Consider the following 14,461-nt stretch of genomic DNA (forward strand, 5'->3'; position numbering starts at 1 on the left):
ACATTCCGTCTGGATGTTGCGTAAGATAGATGTGGACGGCCTGTGTGTCGGGCCCGCGGTTCAGGAAGTTCTCCCACATGCATCCCACGTCTCCCGCAACGACTTCCGGATTTCTGACCCGACCTGCTTCGACAGGCTGGGAAGCGCTCACGTTGCCGGAGTTGCCGCAGGCGGTCGTCTGGGTCTGGTTCAAGCCTCCCCAGGCACCGCAGGATCTTGTCCTGCAGATTCCTGATGAGACGTACGCCGCGTGGGGAAACTGGTTGACCTTGCGTCGACTGCTTGCCGCCGCGGGAATCGATCCGCGTGAGGTTCATTTCTGGGTTGCAGCCGGGCTGACGATCGATGCCCTGCAGGGGCAGCAACCGTGGTTCGATCAGCCGCTCCCGCCGCGCCAACCTTGGGGAGATCCCACGATTTCCATTCGCATGGTCAGCTCTTCACCGAGTTTGCCCGCGTTTGAATCGTCGCCGGCGGCGGAAATCTCACGGACGGCAGTGCCGGCGGATGCGCATTCGGCTCGGATGCTGGCGGCCATTGACGCCGACTGGAAAGCCACGCTGCTGCTGGAATCTCAACTGACCGCAGCCCGCAAGCAGCTCAGCAATGCACAGGGGCGGCTGCAGTCGATGAGCCGCGAACTGACGACGGAGGAAGCGATGGCCGCCGATTCGCTCGACAAGAAGGACTGGCAGGATGCCCGGCGATTCTTGCGGGATGCGGCGGCGCATGTCTCACGCTATATCCGGGAGTTTGACATCGGTTTCACGAGTGCGGCCGGTCAGCGAAACCGCTTCGAGGAGATCTACCGCGAACAGATTGTTCCGCAAAAACCGTTTGCGGGACTGGCCGCCGCTGCGCAGGAGTTCGAGACGTATCGCAAAATCAATCAGTCCTTGCTGGGGAAGATTCAGACCGTCCTCTCGAACGCAGGACGCGATGGGGAAATGCGGGCTCAGCAGGTGCTGTCGCGAATCGCCGCCAAGATCCGCAAATCGAAGAAGAGGTGAACGCCGCGGTCACGGTTTGTCGGTGAGTGCGTACCGTTCCATGAAGTAGCAGAGACAGTCCTGCCGGATGACCCGTTCATCGAGCGTGAGCATCGAGGGGAGCAGGCGCTTCTTCAGTCGAATGGAACTTCCCTGCTCCGTCAGGTAATCAGCGGTGCAGTTCCGACCCGTTCCATCGTGCACGACCAGCCGACCGGTGGAACCTGGCTTCCGGATTGCAATTTCCGAACCGGGACCAATCTCGCAGAAATTCGAGCGGTCGAGATCGGTGGGAAACACCAGTTCCGCATCGGCATCTCCAAACCCGATCGATACGTCGTCCGGAACTTTCACCGTCGCCACGGTATGAAACAGATGCAGGTCTCCCTCGGGGACTGGATGATCGGGGAGGTCGGCCAGATGCAGGCAGGCGTTCAGAAGTTCAACCGCCCGCTCGACTCCACTCGCATCGCCGACCTTGCCGCATTCGCAGGTGATCGCCGGACAGATGGGAGCAAAGGCCATTGTCTGCACGCCGCGTGGCTGCGTGAAGTAAACGACGGTCCGGCTGAAGAGGGTGGCCAGCTGCAGATGGGACGACGATGTGTCGCAGACGCAGGCGTAATGCGGATTCACGCCGGTGTTGTTGTGCAGGTCGATGCTGACGAAGAGATCCCTTCGTCGCATCTGCGCTACCACCCGAGCCATCATTTCCTGTTCCGGCCCGGGTGGCTCTTCGCTTCCCGGCCAGACGCGGTTGTAGTCGGGCTGGTGTGGGAGTCTCCGTAAGCCCTGTGCAGCGGCTGCAACATTTCCGACAAAGATCGAGAGCCCTCTGGGCAGGACGGTGCCGAGGAATCGGGAGAGAAGTTGCTGGACCGCCCGCAGGCCCACATCTTCGTTGCCGTGGAGCAGGATGGAGACAAACACGGGACGGGGACGAAGCCCCGAAAGGTGAATCAGTGCGGGGCGCGGAAAGATCTGCCGAATCGTGGCCGCAGTCGTCTTCAGGAAGCCGGCAGGAAGTTCGTGGAAGACATCATATTCCATCATGCGTTACGCCGGTCCTTCAGAGGGGAAATTGCTGCGGGTGAGAGAGGACAAACCAGCTGAGTCTTCACTTGCATTAGACTGTCCATTCATGCACAGGAGCACCCGCTTTCTGGTTCGCCAGATACTGGCGAGTGAGCGCCGACGTGTCCCGACCGTGGCGACGAACAAACTTTTGTTGCCAATCGGCACCATTCTGTCCGGTTTCCGCGCGCCGGGCGATGATCTGGAGATAATGATTTCGATCGGCGGCGTCGATCTCGAGTGCGGCCAGTCCCTGATCGGCCAGACCAAGAATATCGTCGAGGATCAATTCACGGACTGGAACCCGTTGGCCGTCGGTCCAGACCAGTTGGGCCTGCAGACCATCGCGGCAGGCCATCTGGAAATTCGCGGCGGCCACTTCAAATGGAATCTGCGTTTCCGGGGGAGGGTCCTGTTGTGACAGCGCGTGGACCAGTCCGGCAGCCAGGGCGACGTTGGCGAACATGTCGACCAGCGTGGGACCTGCGGGCATCACCCGGTGTTCGACTCGCAAGTGCGGTTGTCCGCTCTCTTCGAATCCGATCAAGGGACGGTTCCAACGCCAGATGGTGCCATTATGCAGTCGGACATGGGGGAGATACTCGATCGGCTCCTGCTGCTCCATGGGCAGCAGCACCGGATGACAGCTGCGATTTTCGAGGAAAAACTCTTCCAGAGACTCCAGCGCATAGCCGGTGCCGAAGTGAACTCGGGGGAACAGCCCGCCGATTTCGACCGACTGCTCAAACAACGGAACTCGGGTTTCCGCCCAGAGAAGTTTGCCAAAGAGGAGCGGCGAGTTGGCGGCAATGGCGTTCATGACGGCCGACGCAATGACCGCTGCGTTGTAGTAACGGACCGATTGACTGAGTGGAACCTGAAAATGAATCTGCAGGGAAGTCGCTGCTGATTCGAGCATCACATCATGGTGCTCCAGACGAAACTTCTCCTGGCCGTCGATCCGGATCTGCAACGGTCGACCCCGTCGGAGTCTGAGCACCTGCTCATTCAGGGCACGATAGCGCTGGCTGTCGGACATTGATTCCAGAGTCAGGTGTTCCAGTTGCAGGGTGGGAAGGATGCCGATCGCAGCCACCTGCAGTTCGTGTTCTCCGGCAACACGCTGGGCAGCCTGCCACGTTTCCGAGAGATCTTTCTGCATCAGCCGCAGGGCGATTCCCGTTAACGGCTGCGGTTCCACATTGAATTCAATGGTGTGCCGCGCCAGCTCCGCAACGACCAGCGGTGAATCCATGCTCCGCAGGAACTCGGCATTTCTGGGCTGGGGAGCCCCAGTCGCGTCGACGAGCCAGGCCTCCAGCTCCAGTCCGATGACCGGCGGTCGCTCCGCAAACCGGTTGGTCCTGAACGACTCGTGGAGGAGCGCCATCTCCGAGACGAGTCGCCTTTCAAAGCGGACGAAGTCGCTGCGGGAAAAATGAGACTGAGCGATTTCTTGTCCCATGAGACCTCCCAATCGAACGGGTCGAAGCAAGTGGGCGTATCCTCGGCCGCGTGCTGAGAATTCTGACTGCGGCCGAATTTGGCCGGAGATGACTGCTGCAAAACGCGGTCCCTGACTTGGGAGAGGAGATTTGGTCACATGCTTTTGGAGGCTCGTAACGGGTTGACGGTACGTCCCTTACGCCCCGCAGCCCCGTCAGAAACCGCGTGATTCCTACAAGATATCAGTCGATTTGGATTCTACCTGATCGGTAGAAACTTCCCAGCTTATTAGTTGCCACCCCAAGAGGGCGCTGGTACATCTGATTTCACACTTTTCACAGCAAAAGTGCTCCACTCGTAACGGTGGCCAAGATGCCGGGCCCTGTTCCAATCGAGAGTGGTCGTCACGGAAGACGGCATCAACGTATTCAGGATTTAGCTGAGAGGAACGAAATGAAGAAGTTATTCGCGCTGGCATTGGTGTTGGGAGCCGCGACTGCGGGTTGGGCACGGGAGCCGATGTTTTCATCGTCCGAGTCCTTGGCCATGCAGCCGACACCGGTCCAGCCACAGGGGGCTGCGCAGAACCTGATCCCGGTTCCGGAAGATCATATCCCCGCCACCGGCGGCACGATTGTTCCCGGTTACCTGGCCCCGTCCGCTGGACTGCAGCCCGGAACGATCATCTGCAACGCCGATTGTGCCGGCAGCCTGCAGCTGTACCGCGCCATCAAGGTTCGTGCTCCCCGGAACATTGCTCCGTGTGCTGTCGAGAAGATCGTCAGCGTTCCGGATCCGTGCAACCCCTGCCGTTGCGTGCTGATCCCGATTTGTGTTCCCCCTTGCAAAGCGGAATGCATCACCTGCAGCAAGCAGGGGGACCGGGTCACCTTCGACTACGGGAAGTACAGTGTTGACGTCACCGCTCGCCGCGGCGGGCTGGTTGTGACCTACCACGACTGATTTTGAGAAGACCGCCGTTTCGACGGCTTGTCCCCCACGAGTTTGATTTCCATGAAGCCGTCGTCCCCAGTGGGGCGACGGTTTTTTTCTTTGTGGGTGTCCCGATCTGGTCAATTGCCGCCACGATGGCGTGCTGGCGTTCCCCAGTTTTCCTGTGCTTCCTGATTTGTAGTGTCATCGGGAGCACCTGATCGGTTTTCGCGCGATTCGACGCGGCGTTACATCCGTTGCGGGCGAAAAAGTCAGAATAACTGATCCAGACGGAACAGCTTTACCGATGACAGAGACAACATCATTCGATCGAGTCCGCGCCGGGGCACCGGTGAATGTCAGAGCCGCTCGCGGAACTGACTGCGGAACACTCACAAAGACTGAAGGAGTGAGTCCATGCTTCTGCCACGGAAATGGGCACTGGGCCTCGGGTTGCTGGCTGCAGCACCGAGCCTGACAGTGGCTGGCCCCCTTGACTCGGCTAAGCCGGGCACGGGTAAGCCGGAGGCCGCTGCACAGTCGCCGGAAATGAACAACCAGCAGGTCGCCGAGAAAATCGCACAGGCGCTCGGCAAGGCCAAACTGGTCCACAAAAACGTCCAGATTGAGTACAAATCTGGAACCGCCACGATCAGTGGGGAAATCAAAGACGCCAGCCAGCGGGCTCTGGTGACCAAAATCGCCAGCACTGTTCCCGAAGTGCAGACGGTCGAAAACCTTCTGCAGCTGATGGAAGTGTCCACTCCGGCTGCAGGCCGTCCGGTCCAGCAGGCTGCTGCGGTCCACTCCGAAGCACAGTCTGTGCAGCGGGCAGACTTCCAGGGGAACGCCGCACGCGGTGTTCGCCAGGTCAGCTATGATCCGCAGACAACCATGTCGAACCAGTCGGTGGCTCAGAGCATTGCCGACTCACTGACCAGTGCCGGGCTGAGTGGCTACGACATTGAAGTCCGCTTCAAGAGCGGGATTGCCAGCCTCATCGGTTCTGTCGACGACAAGAATCAGGTGATGCGGGCCGAGCAGGCTGCCGGAAGTGTTCCGGGAGTCAATCAGGTTCTGAACCGGCTGACTGTCCGCGGTCGTCCGGTCGACATTCAGGCGAACGGCGGCTTCAATCCGCAGTACGCTCAGGGCCCGCAGATGGGCGGATATCCTGGCCAGCAGCAGGGTTACCCGATCCAGCAGGTGCAGGGACAGGGAATGGCTCCTCCAGCCATGGCTCAGGGGATGCCTCCGGGAATGCACCCGGGCATGGCTCCCGGTGTTCCTCCCCAGCCGATGGGTGCCGGCATGCCGCAGTACGGCAATGTCCAGCAGACCGGTCACCACATGTACAACCAGCCAAATCTGCCGGAGAACGCTTGGCCGACCTACGCGGCCTACGACAACTCCGCAGCCATCACCTACCCGAGTCAGTACGACGCCAGCGCCTGGCCGTACATCGGCCCCTACTACCCTTACCCGCAGGTCCCGATGGGCTGGCGGAAGTCGACCCTCGAATGGGACGACGGGAACTGGAGCCTGAAATTTGACTCGAAAACCGACAAATGGTGGTGGTTCCTGAATCCTCACAACTGGCACTGATTGCCGGTTGGCGGAAGCACAGTCCGTTCGAATGATGATGACCCTCCGAGCTTCGGAGGGTCTCTTTTTTCCCGGACCGCGCTTCAAAACAGGTAAGCTGGCGGATTCTCACCGAGCTCGGCGAGGAGAAACCGGTCTTTCAGCAATCGTCGCCGGAAAACTAGACTGGCCTCTCTCCACGGATGGTGCCTCGCGCAGCGGTTCAACTGCATTCCCCATGCAGTCACCTGCTGCAGAACGCGAGGATTCCGAACGGCTCCCGCCGGTCGGAAATGATCAGGAAGGATCCAGAACCGATGTTGCGACCTTTTACCCGGGCAGTCTGTTGCGTCCCCGCATTGGCGTTCTGCCTGCTGGCTCAAGACGGATTGCTTCGTGCGCAGGAAATGCCGGCACAGCGCCCCCAGGGAATGCCGCAGGCCGTCCCGCAGGGCCAGGCTCAAACCGGTGCTGTGGAAGCGCCTGTCATCCCGAATCTGACGCCCGTGCCCGATGCCCTGCTCCAGATGTGGGAACAGAAGTCCTCGCAGCTTCCCAAGATGCAAGGTGAGTTTGTTCGACGCGAGTATGAATCAACCTTCCAGGTCGTGAAGTTTGCGGAGGGAGAGTATTTCTACGAGATTCCGGACAAGGGCCGACTGGAACTCAGGACGCCCCCCGCGTCAAAAATTCCGACAGGTCCCGTCGTCAATCAAGCCAAGAATTACGCACCTCAGGCAGATGTTCCCAAAGTCTGGGTTTGTAACGGTGCCGAAATCCTTGATATCGATCCGGTCGCCAAGTCTTACAATCGTGTTCAGATTCCCGAACAGTTAAGAGGAACCCGGATCGGCGAAGGACCATTGCCATTCCTCTTTGGCATGAAGGCGGACCGGCTGAAGAACCGGTATACCCTCGGGCTGGGGGCGTTTCACAATCCGGAAAAGATGATTCACATCGTCGCCTATCCCAAAATGTGGGCTGAACAGCGGGAGTTTCAGCGGGCCGAAGTGTTGCTCAATCCCCAGACGTTCCTGCCGACCCATGTGAAGATGTGGGATCCTTCAGGCAACAAAGAGACGCTTTACCAATTCACAAAACATGAGAAGGCCTCCTTCTCACTGATGAATCCCCTCTCTTATAATCTGCTGGGATACACACTGCTGCAGGACGCGAAAGCTCCCCCCGAAGGAGCCTTCGGCGACCAGCGAGACGCCACAGGTCCCAGCCCGGGAGGTCGGATTATCCGATGAACAAGGCGATCCGCATTCATGACCCGATCAGTGGAGCCACCGCCCAGGTCGCTCCGGCGCTCGGCTTCAACTGCTTCGACTTCACCGCAATCGTGGATGGTCAGCCGGTCAGTGTGATCGACGCTCCGGCAGACTTTCTGAGCGGCGGGTATCGCCCCAGCGGCTTCGGCATTCCCATTCTGTTTCCGTTTCCCAACCGGGTGAAGGAAGGGAAGTTCACCTTTGAAGGGGTGGACTATCAGATGCCTCTCTCGCCGGGGCATCCCAACACGATTCACGGCTTCTGTTATGACCGCCCCTGGCGGGTGATTCAGCAGACAAAGGATTCCGTGACCGGGCAGTTTCAGCTGTCGGTCGACGATCCGGGCCGCCGCGCCGGTTGGCCCGCCGACTTTCACTTCGAGGTCCGCTATCGCGTGGCGGAGAATCGACTCGAAACCCAGTTCCGCATTGAGAACGTGGATGCCGGTCCTCTCCCGTGGGGACTCGGGACACATGCTTACTTCAAGCTTCCCTTCGGTGCGGCAAGTGCGCCGGAGAATTGCGTTTTCTCCGTGCCGGTGTCAGAGAAATGGGAACTGACCGATTGCCTGCCGACCGGTCGTCGGGTCGCCGTGGAAAACCGGGATCCGCTGCGGACCGGAGCCCGCTTTGGGACGCAGCCTTTCGACGATGCGTTCACCGGCTGGCAGTCAGACGGCGGAACCGTGCGAGCCGCCATTCTTGATGAAAAAGCGGGTATCGAACTGACTCAGGTCTGTGATGGCCAGCTGTTCCGGGATGCTGTCGTGTTCACTCCTCCCGGCCGCAACGCCGTGTGTCTGGAGCCGTACACCTGCATCACTGATGCGATCAATCTGCAGGCTCGGGATGTCAACGCGGGACTGAATGTCCTCGCTCCCGGTCAGACCGTGCAGACGTGGATTGCCATTCAGGTGAACCGCGTTCTCGCGTGATGCGGGCTGCGTGATGGGCCCCGCTCTGTATTGTCTTCGTGCCGAAAGAACTTTCAGAGCAGCGGAAGCAGCATCTCTTCATTGGCTCCAGGGCATTTTGTTCTTTGATCGACCCGTTCTTCCCACGCGGAATTGGGCATTTCATCACACAAAACGCTGGCTGCGCGGGCCCTGCAAAGAGCAACCTGCTCTAAAGCAAGCGGCTGAGCCGCTGCCAGAGCGTCTTCTGCTGCGGTGGATTGATGAACGTCAGCAGATCAGCATGCAGCTGGTCCGATGTCTGATAGCGGTCTTCTCGTTTGCGGGCCATCAGCTTGAGGATGATTCGCTCCAGCTCCGGTGGAATCCCGGGATTCAAGGCTCTCGGAGGACGGGGAGACTGGCTGAGAATGGTGTCGATCAGACGTTCCCGGTCCGGGGCCTGAAAAGCCGGTATCAGCGTGCAGAGTTCGTAGAGTGTCGCGCCGATCGCGTACAGGTCGCTCCGTTCATCGACCTCTCCATAAAACTGTTCGGGGGCCATGTAGCGGACCGTCCCGGCCAGCGGTTCCGACTCGGTGTTCAGGGCATGGTCCTGTCCGATGGCGAGCCCGAAATCGGTGATCCAGATTTTGCCGTCGACGTCGATCAGCAGATTTCCCGGTTTGATATCCCGGTGCAGCGTTCCCTGCTTATGCGCGTAGCGAACTGCGGAGACCACCTGTGCCGCAATCTTCGCCAGTTGCATCCACGAGTCGTGCCGTAGCAGTCTTTTGCTCTGCTTTTGATCGCGGAGGGTGCGGGTCAGAGCGGGATGGGTTTCCTGAATCAGGTCCTCGAGCGAGATTACCCCCTGATCACGTTTCCACCGCTCCACCAGGCGATCCAGGCTCACACCTTCCACGAGTTGCATGACGTAGTAATAGCGGTCATCCTGTTCGCCGAAGCTGAAGATCGGCACGATGTGGGCGTGCTGCAGATTCGCGACAATGCGGGCTTCACGCTGAAACTGTTCCGCCCAGCGAGACTTCTTCGCAAATTTCCACGGGAGGAGTTTAATGGCGACCCTGCGGCCGATCGATCCCTGCTCCGCTTCGAAGACGACTCCCATTCCACCGCGGGCGATCTCCCGCAGGATCCGGCACTCCCCCAGATGCGTAAACGAAAATTCCCGCGGGATCACTTTCTGAATGGAGCGGATTTCCTGATGTGATTTCCAGCCTTCCATCGCTTCGACCAGCTGCAGGAAGTCTCGCAATTCGTCCGCGAGGTGCGGCTCGCGGGCGATGTACTCGTCGATGGTGACGATTTCACCCGAACGGAGCCGTTGGAGATACTCGGAGGCGATCACTTCCAGCTGGTCTCTCCCCTGTGAGGAGTCGCGGCGGGGAAGTCCGACCAGTTCCGCTTCGTGGTGTTCAGATTCCGGAGAGTCTTCTGCCATCATGCTTATCGAGAGATTCAAAGGGGAGGCGTCTGCCGGGGGGGAACCTTTGGGAGATGGACCACGACTCCCCGCTCGAGTTCAGGACATTCTGGGCATTGATCCACCGATGTCCGCCGCTTGAAGGAGTCTGGTTTCTCAAGGGAGCTCCGAACCACGCGGCAAGGACATCGTCTGTCCAGAATACCAAACGCTCCCCCGGAAGCTGTGTCAACATTGGGGACGTTCAGCATCAATCTTCTGGCGGGTGAGGTGTTTTCCCGTCGGCCGTTTCCCATTCCCGGGCCAGCTGTTCGACCATTTCAATGGCCTCATCACGCGTGTGAATCTGGCTGTTCAGCTGCGCATCGCGAACGGTGTCGAGCCATGTCCGGAACTGCGGACCGGGGCGATGTCCGAGGGCGATCAGGTCGCGCCCGCCGATCAACTCCGGAGGACTGAGTTCTTCGGCTGGAGTCAGTCGCAAAAATTCTTCGATCTGCTCGAACGGGAGGAGGCTCTTTCCCTCGATTTCGGCCAGCCTTCGTTCCAGATGAAGGAGTGAAGAAAACTGCGGGTGGCTGGCGAGTCGCTTCCGAACCGACAACGGTTGTTGCAGTGAGGCGGGGATTGCGTCACGGTGTCGACTGAGCCACCCGATCCGGTCGGTTTCGTCATTCGAGAGTTTCAATCGACGACAGACGAAAAAAACGCTGCCGCTCTCAGGCCGATCGACGTTTCGTCGTTCTTCGCCCGGGGGAGTATCGCGGAGCAGGGCTGCCAGCGCGACCTCGAATGAGACGTCCCCCAGCCGTTGTTGTAAGTGCAGCAGCTGGTTCCAACGGTCTGACGATTTCGTCCAGGAGAAGTTGACCACTTCCGGCAGCACTTCAGCCAGCAGGTGCAGCTCTGCGCACATTTTCATTGCCATGTCGCGTGTCGGGTGCCCCAGCATCTTGCGGAGTTCCTGAGCGATCCGTTCCGCGCTGACAATGCGAATGGCACTCGACATTTGTGAGATCACTCGAGCAGTGTCCGCATCAAGTGCGTATCCCAGTCGCGCAGCAAAGCGCACGGCACGGAGCATTCGAAGTTTGTCTTCCTCCATTCGCTCCGCGGGATCTCCGATCGCCCGGACGATTTTCTGCTCCAGATCCTGCTTCCCCCCGACGAAATCATGAATCTTGTCGGTCAGCGGATCGTAGAACATTCCGTTGATTGTGAAGTCGCGTCGGAGCGCATCTTCACGCGGGGAGGAGAACTCGACCGATTGAGGTCGGCGACCGTCATGGTAGGGGCCATCCTTGCGGAATGTGGCGACTTCCACCTGACACGCGTTTGCCGGCCCCAGCACAATGATCACTCCAAAGCTCTCTCCCACGGCGAGAGTCCGCTTCATTCCGAACAACCGCCGCACCTGTTGAGGCGTGGCGCTGGTGGCGACATCATAATCCTGTGGATGCGCGTTCCGCAGCAGATCGCGCACGCAGCCACCCGCCCAATACGCAACATGCCCGTTGGCCGTCAGCTTCCGGACCACTTCAATCGAGAACTCCCGGGAAAAGTCAGACATACGTGCTGGCGTTGGCAACGGGAAAATGCCGTTGTTGGGCATCGGGACTGGTGATTCAGGCTGCGATTGATTGAAATGGACGCGCAAGCGGCCAATCAGCATACTACGCCCCAAGGGCGCAATGACACCAGCAGGCTGTCGTGGCGAATGAACTTTCTCTACAGGCACTCCACAAAATCGGGGATGTAACGGATGTCACTGGCAGGCAAGTCGGTCTTGGTTACGGGCGGAGGATCGGGAATCGGTGCGGCTTGCGCGCTGGCGCTGGCCGGTGCAGGCTGCCGGGTGGCGATCGCGGGCCGCAGGGAAGAAGTCCTGAAGGCGACAGCCGCTCAGTTTGCAGGCCAGCCTGGCATCCTCACGAAGGGGGTTGACGTCGCGAATCGCGCGCAGGTCAAAGAACTCGTTGCCTGGGCAGAGGAGCAGTTCGGCCAGATCGATATTCTCATCAACAGCGCCGGAACGAACGTTCCCAAACGGCGGTTGGACAATCTCGATCCCGATGACTGGGACCGCCTGATGGATATCAACGCCACCGGCACGTTCAACTGCATCATCGCAGCCTTGCCGAAAATGCGGGAACGTCAGGACGGCCAGATCTTCAACATTTCTTCGGTGTCGGGCTTGCGTGCGAACCCACTGGGCGGAGTCATGTATAACGCCTCCAAATTTGCGGCAACCGGGCTGGGGATGAGTATCGCCAGTGAAGAGCGAGTGAACGGCATTCGGGTCACGAATGTGTACCCGGGTGAAGTGGATACTCCGATTCTGGTCAATCGCCCTTCTCCGGTGACCGATGAACACCGCGCCCGCATTCTGAAGCCTGATGATGTGGCGGAGATGGTGCTCGCCATTGCGCAGCTCCCTCCCCGGGCTCATGTCTCGGAGATCGTCATTAAGCCGACCTGGCAGGATTATTTCTAGGCCGCGCGACTTGTCTCCGCGCACGTGTTGGGACAGGAGAGGGGAGGGGCGGAAGCCGGCTCGGCCGGGGTCTGATTCGCGCATCCGCAATCAGTCCTCTGGGATTTCTGGCAGAATGAGTCAGCGCTCTTCCGGTTCTGGGACGTCAATCTGTCCGAGAGCCGTTTCCGCAGGTGACGGCACAGGGCAATCACGGTGGCGCATTGAGTTCGGGTCTTCCGCCCCATCCGTGGTGCACAGGATCGGTCGTGCTGGACGGTGAGTGATTGACTTTTCGGGCCCTGCAGACGACAAAACATGTGGTGGCGAACGCTCGCAAGAGAATTGCGCCCAACCCTGAAAATGGATTGACAAGGAATGAATATGCCGTTGCAAACCGGATGGCGAGGCCTGTTTTGTTTTCTTCTGTTCTGGTCGAGCGTGGCCTGCGCGGAAGAATCTCCACTGACCTTCTACACCAACAGCGTGGATGTCCTCATTCGGGTTCGGGAGCCCGATCAAACTCTTTCGCAGCTCGCCGAGCTCATCGACAAAATCCAGCCCGGAGCCGGTGGCCTGGTGACATCCAACACCGAGCCGTTGGGGCGGCTGATTTCCAATCCCAATCTGACCGGTGTCGACCAGAGTCGCGACTGGTACGTCGGGATCTACGCTCAAGAAGGTGAGCCCCCCACGATCGTTTTTGCAATCCCGGCTGTGGAAACCAAAGACCTCGTCGCGGCGCTTCCCGAAGGGACCGCCAGCGTCGTCAAAGGCAACTGGGTGGTCTACACCGACGCGGAGACGGTGATCCAGCCGGAAGGGGACGCCCATGCCGTCGGTCTCGTCACCGGAAAATCCCTGGAATATTTCAAGCAGGGGAACGTTTCCCTGTTCGTGAACGTGGAGCATCTGGCAACAGTTTATGCTTCGCAACTGGAGTTGATGGAAGATCGCGCGCTCGAGCAGCTGAACGCGTTGAGGTTTCAGGAAGCCCCGTCCGGAATCAATCTGCAGGCCATCATGGAAATGTATTCCAAGATGGCGGAAGTTTTCTTTCAGGGGATTCGCGATGCCCAGTTCTACAGCCTGAATCTCACAGCGGATGCCCAGGGCCTGTCCGTTGATGATGTGCTGACAGTGAAACGTGATTCCGGAGCGAGCCAGATTCTGGCATCCAATCAGCCTGCGGCACTCTCGCTGATCAACAAGCTGCCAAACGATGGCGTCGCCTATTACGGGGTTGCCGGCGCGATGAAGCCGGTTGTGAAGTGGGCATTGACATTTTCAGCGGATACCCTGCCCGAAGGGGCCTCTCGGGATTCCATGAAGTCATGGATCTCGAAGATGGATGGCCTCGAGTTCGGACCGATGGTGGCTGCCTGCCAGCTTGAAGAGTCCGATTCCGGTCTGCTGAAGTTTTTCACTGTCGGGGAGTCATCGACCGTCGACGGCGTGAAGAAGTTTTCCCGCGAAATCGCCGAGTCGATGGGGACCTTGAGTTATCCCGGCTTCACCCAGGAGTCTCGTCTGCAGATCGACGCCGAAAAATTCGGGACGCATCAGGCCGACATTCTCACGGTGACGCAGAAATTCGAGGAGAATGCGGATCCGTTCGGGATGCAGGAAAAAATGAGAACCTTGATGTTTGGCTCTGAGGGGATGCAGACACGCACGGTGTATCTGTCAGACAAGTATTGCCAGACGATGGGGGGCGGCAGCGCTGCGATGACCGACCTGCTGGCCTCGCTCGATTCCACCCGGTCCAATGGGCTCGGCAATCTGCGTGAGGAGATGTTCCCGGAAGCCAACCTGCTGCTGTTTCTGGACATCCCGGTGGCGATTAGCGTGAGCCTGAAGGAAATCTCCAAAACGGGAGATGCCCGCATTCCATTCAACGAACAGATGGTTGATAACCTCAACCTGCGTCGGTCGTATTTGGGATACGCGGTGACCACAGACGCCACCACGGTGAAAACCCGGCTGCGTGTTCCCGTGGAACAGATCCAGGGGTTCGCGAAACTCGGGCTGATGTTCGCGAGTCTGCAGCGTCAGTTCTAGAGCAGGTTGCCCTCTTTGGTTCTCCCCCGCAGAGGTGTGAACTCCGAGGAAACCTGTTCCTGGAAGACTCCTGCGATCTGAGCCGTTAGCGGTGAACATCGGACAGTCCACGCTGTCCCGGATGCCAGTTTCATGCCAGAGGGGCCGCGTCAGCGCGGTTGACTCTGGCTTTTTTGTTGGAACTGCGCTGCGTGCTCGTAACGATTGAACTGGTCAGACGGGCAACATCGGCTGGGAGGACTTTTCGGGAAGAAGCCTCTCGAGGTTTCGGTGGAAGAGGAATTGAC

11 protein-coding genes are annotated in these 14,461 nt (G+C 59.2%); 7 read left to right on the forward strand and 4 right to left on the reverse strand.

All coding sequences use genetic code 11. The features are described from left to right. Positions 1 to 77 precede the first annotated feature (77 nt). Entirely contained in the window at positions 78 to 1,010 is a 933-nt protein-coding gene (locus SH664x_RS07060) for a hypothetical protein (protein WP_437206231.1), read from the forward strand. Positions 1,011 to 1,019: 9 nt separating this feature from the next. On the opposite strand, the gene SH664x_RS07065 is transcribed toward SH664x_RS07060, so the two are convergent. Further along, on the reverse strand, positions 1,020 to 2,042 hold the full coding sequence (locus SH664x_RS07065; RefSeq protein WP_437206233.1) for a M14 family metallopeptidase: 1,023 nt from the start codon (positions 2,040 to 2,042) through the stop codon (positions 1,020 to 1,022). 73 nt (positions 2,043 to 2,115) lie between these two features. Next, positions 2,116 to 3,528 carry a glutamate--cysteine ligase gene (locus SH664x_RS07070; protein WP_437206235.1) on the reverse strand — a complete coding sequence of 471 codons (1,413 nt, stop codon included), beginning with the start codon at positions 3,526 to 3,528 and terminating at the stop codon, positions 2,116 to 2,118. Positions 3,529 to 3,962: 434 nt separating this feature from the next. Here SH664x_RS07070 and SH664x_RS07075 point away from each other — a divergent pair, with 434 nt between their 5' ends. From SH664x_RS07075 to SH664x_RS07090, 4 genes are all read left to right on the forward strand, one after another. Further along, positions 3,963 to 4,472 carry a hypothetical protein gene (locus SH664x_RS07075; RefSeq protein WP_437206237.1) on the forward strand — a complete coding sequence of 170 codons (510 nt, stop codon included), beginning with the start codon at positions 3,963 to 3,965 and terminating at the stop codon, positions 4,470 to 4,472. Positions 4,473 to 4,859: 387 nt separating this feature from the next. Further along, a complete protein-coding gene (locus SH664x_RS07080) occupies positions 4,860 to 6,047 on the forward strand; it encodes a BON domain-containing protein (RefSeq protein WP_437206238.1) in 1,188 nt (395 codons plus the stop codon). Between the two features lie 296 nt (positions 6,048 to 6,343). After that, positions 6,344 to 7,279 (forward strand): hypothetical protein, encoded by a 936-nt coding sequence (locus SH664x_RS07085; RefSeq protein WP_437206239.1) that lies wholly within the window; start codon positions 6,344 to 6,346, stop codon positions 7,277 to 7,279. After that, positions 7,276 to 8,235 (forward strand): aldose 1-epimerase, encoded by a 960-nt coding sequence (locus SH664x_RS07090; protein ID WP_437206241.1) that lies wholly within the window; start codon positions 7,276 to 7,278, stop codon positions 8,233 to 8,235. Before SH664x_RS07085 ends, SH664x_RS07090 begins: the two co-directional genes overlap by 4 nt. 190 nt (positions 8,236 to 8,425) lie before the next feature. On the opposite strand, the gene SH664x_RS07095 is transcribed toward SH664x_RS07090, so the two are convergent. Together SH664x_RS07095 and SH664x_RS07100 are read right to left on the reverse strand one after the other, a co-directional pair. After that, positions 8,426 to 9,661 carry a serine/threonine protein kinase gene (locus SH664x_RS07095; RefSeq protein WP_437206242.1) on the reverse strand — a complete coding sequence of 412 codons (1,236 nt, stop codon included), beginning with the start codon at positions 9,659 to 9,661 and terminating at the stop codon, positions 8,426 to 8,428. A 229-nt stretch (positions 9,662 to 9,890) separates the two neighbouring features. Beyond that, the gene (locus SH664x_RS07100; RefSeq protein ID WP_437206243.1) at positions 9,891 to 11,210 is read right to left on the reverse strand and encodes a CCA tRNA nucleotidyltransferase; all 1,320 of its coding nucleotides are present in this window, start codon (positions 11,208 to 11,210) and stop codon (positions 9,891 to 9,893) included. A 192-nt stretch (positions 11,211 to 11,402) separates the two neighbouring features. On the opposite strand from SH664x_RS07100, the gene SH664x_RS07105 reads away from it, so the two are divergent. Continuing rightward, positions 11,403 to 12,134, forward strand: coding sequence for an SDR family oxidoreductase (locus tag SH664x_RS07105; protein WP_437206245.1), 732 nt, complete (start codon positions 11,403 to 11,405; stop codon positions 12,132 to 12,134). 363 nt (positions 12,135 to 12,497) lie between these two features. Next, positions 12,498 to 14,174: a hypothetical protein gene (locus SH664x_RS07110; RefSeq protein ID WP_437206246.1), complete on the forward strand. Its 1,677-nt coding sequence runs from the start codon at positions 12,498 to 12,500 to the stop codon at positions 14,172 to 14,174. Positions 14,175 to 14,461 lie beyond the last annotated feature (287 nt).

The sequence above is a fragment of the Planctomicrobium aquicomposti genome, from assembly GCF_051466325.1.
In the GTDB taxonomy this organism is placed as follows: Bacteria; Planctomycetota; Planctomycetia; order Planctomycetales; family Planctomycetaceae; genus Planctomicrobium.

Coding starts and splice junctions, on each gene's coding strand:
- SH664x_RS07075 (WP_437206237.1), top strand. CDS start 3,963: ATGAAGAAGTTATTCGCGCTGGCATTGGTGTTGGGAGCCGCGACTGCG.
- SH664x_RS07060 (WP_437206231.1), top strand. CDS start 78: ATGCATCCCACGTCTCCCGCAACGACTTCCGGATTTCTGACCCGACCT.
- SH664x_RS07085 (WP_437206239.1), top strand. CDS start 6,344: ATGTTGCGACCTTTTACCCGGGCAGTCTGTTGCGTCCCCGCATTGGCG.
- SH664x_RS07090 (WP_437206241.1), top strand. CDS start 7,276: ATGAACAAGGCGATCCGCATTCATGACCCGATCAGTGGAGCCACCGCC.
- SH664x_RS07070 (WP_437206235.1), bottom strand. CDS start 3,528: ATGGGACAAGAAATCGCTCAGTCTCATTTTTCCCGCAGCGACTTCGTC.
- SH664x_RS07100 (WP_437206243.1), bottom strand. CDS start 11,210: ATGTCTGACTTTTCCCGGGAGTTCTCGATTGAAGTGGTCCGGAAGCTG.
- SH664x_RS07095 (WP_437206242.1), bottom strand. CDS start 9,661: ATGATGGCAGAAGACTCTCCGGAATCTGAACACCACGAAGCGGAACTG.
- SH664x_RS07105 (WP_437206245.1), top strand. CDS start 11,403: ATGTCACTGGCAGGCAAGTCGGTCTTGGTTACGGGCGGAGGATCGGGA.
- SH664x_RS07065 (WP_437206233.1), bottom strand. CDS start 2,042: ATGATGGAATATGATGTCTTCCACGAACTTCCTGCCGGCTTCCTGAAG.
- SH664x_RS07080 (WP_437206238.1), top strand. CDS start 4,860: ATGCTTCTGCCACGGAAATGGGCACTGGGCCTCGGGTTGCTGGCTGCA.
- SH664x_RS07110 (WP_437206246.1), top strand. CDS start 12,498: ATGCCGTTGCAAACCGGATGGCGAGGCCTGTTTTGTTTTCTTCTGTTC.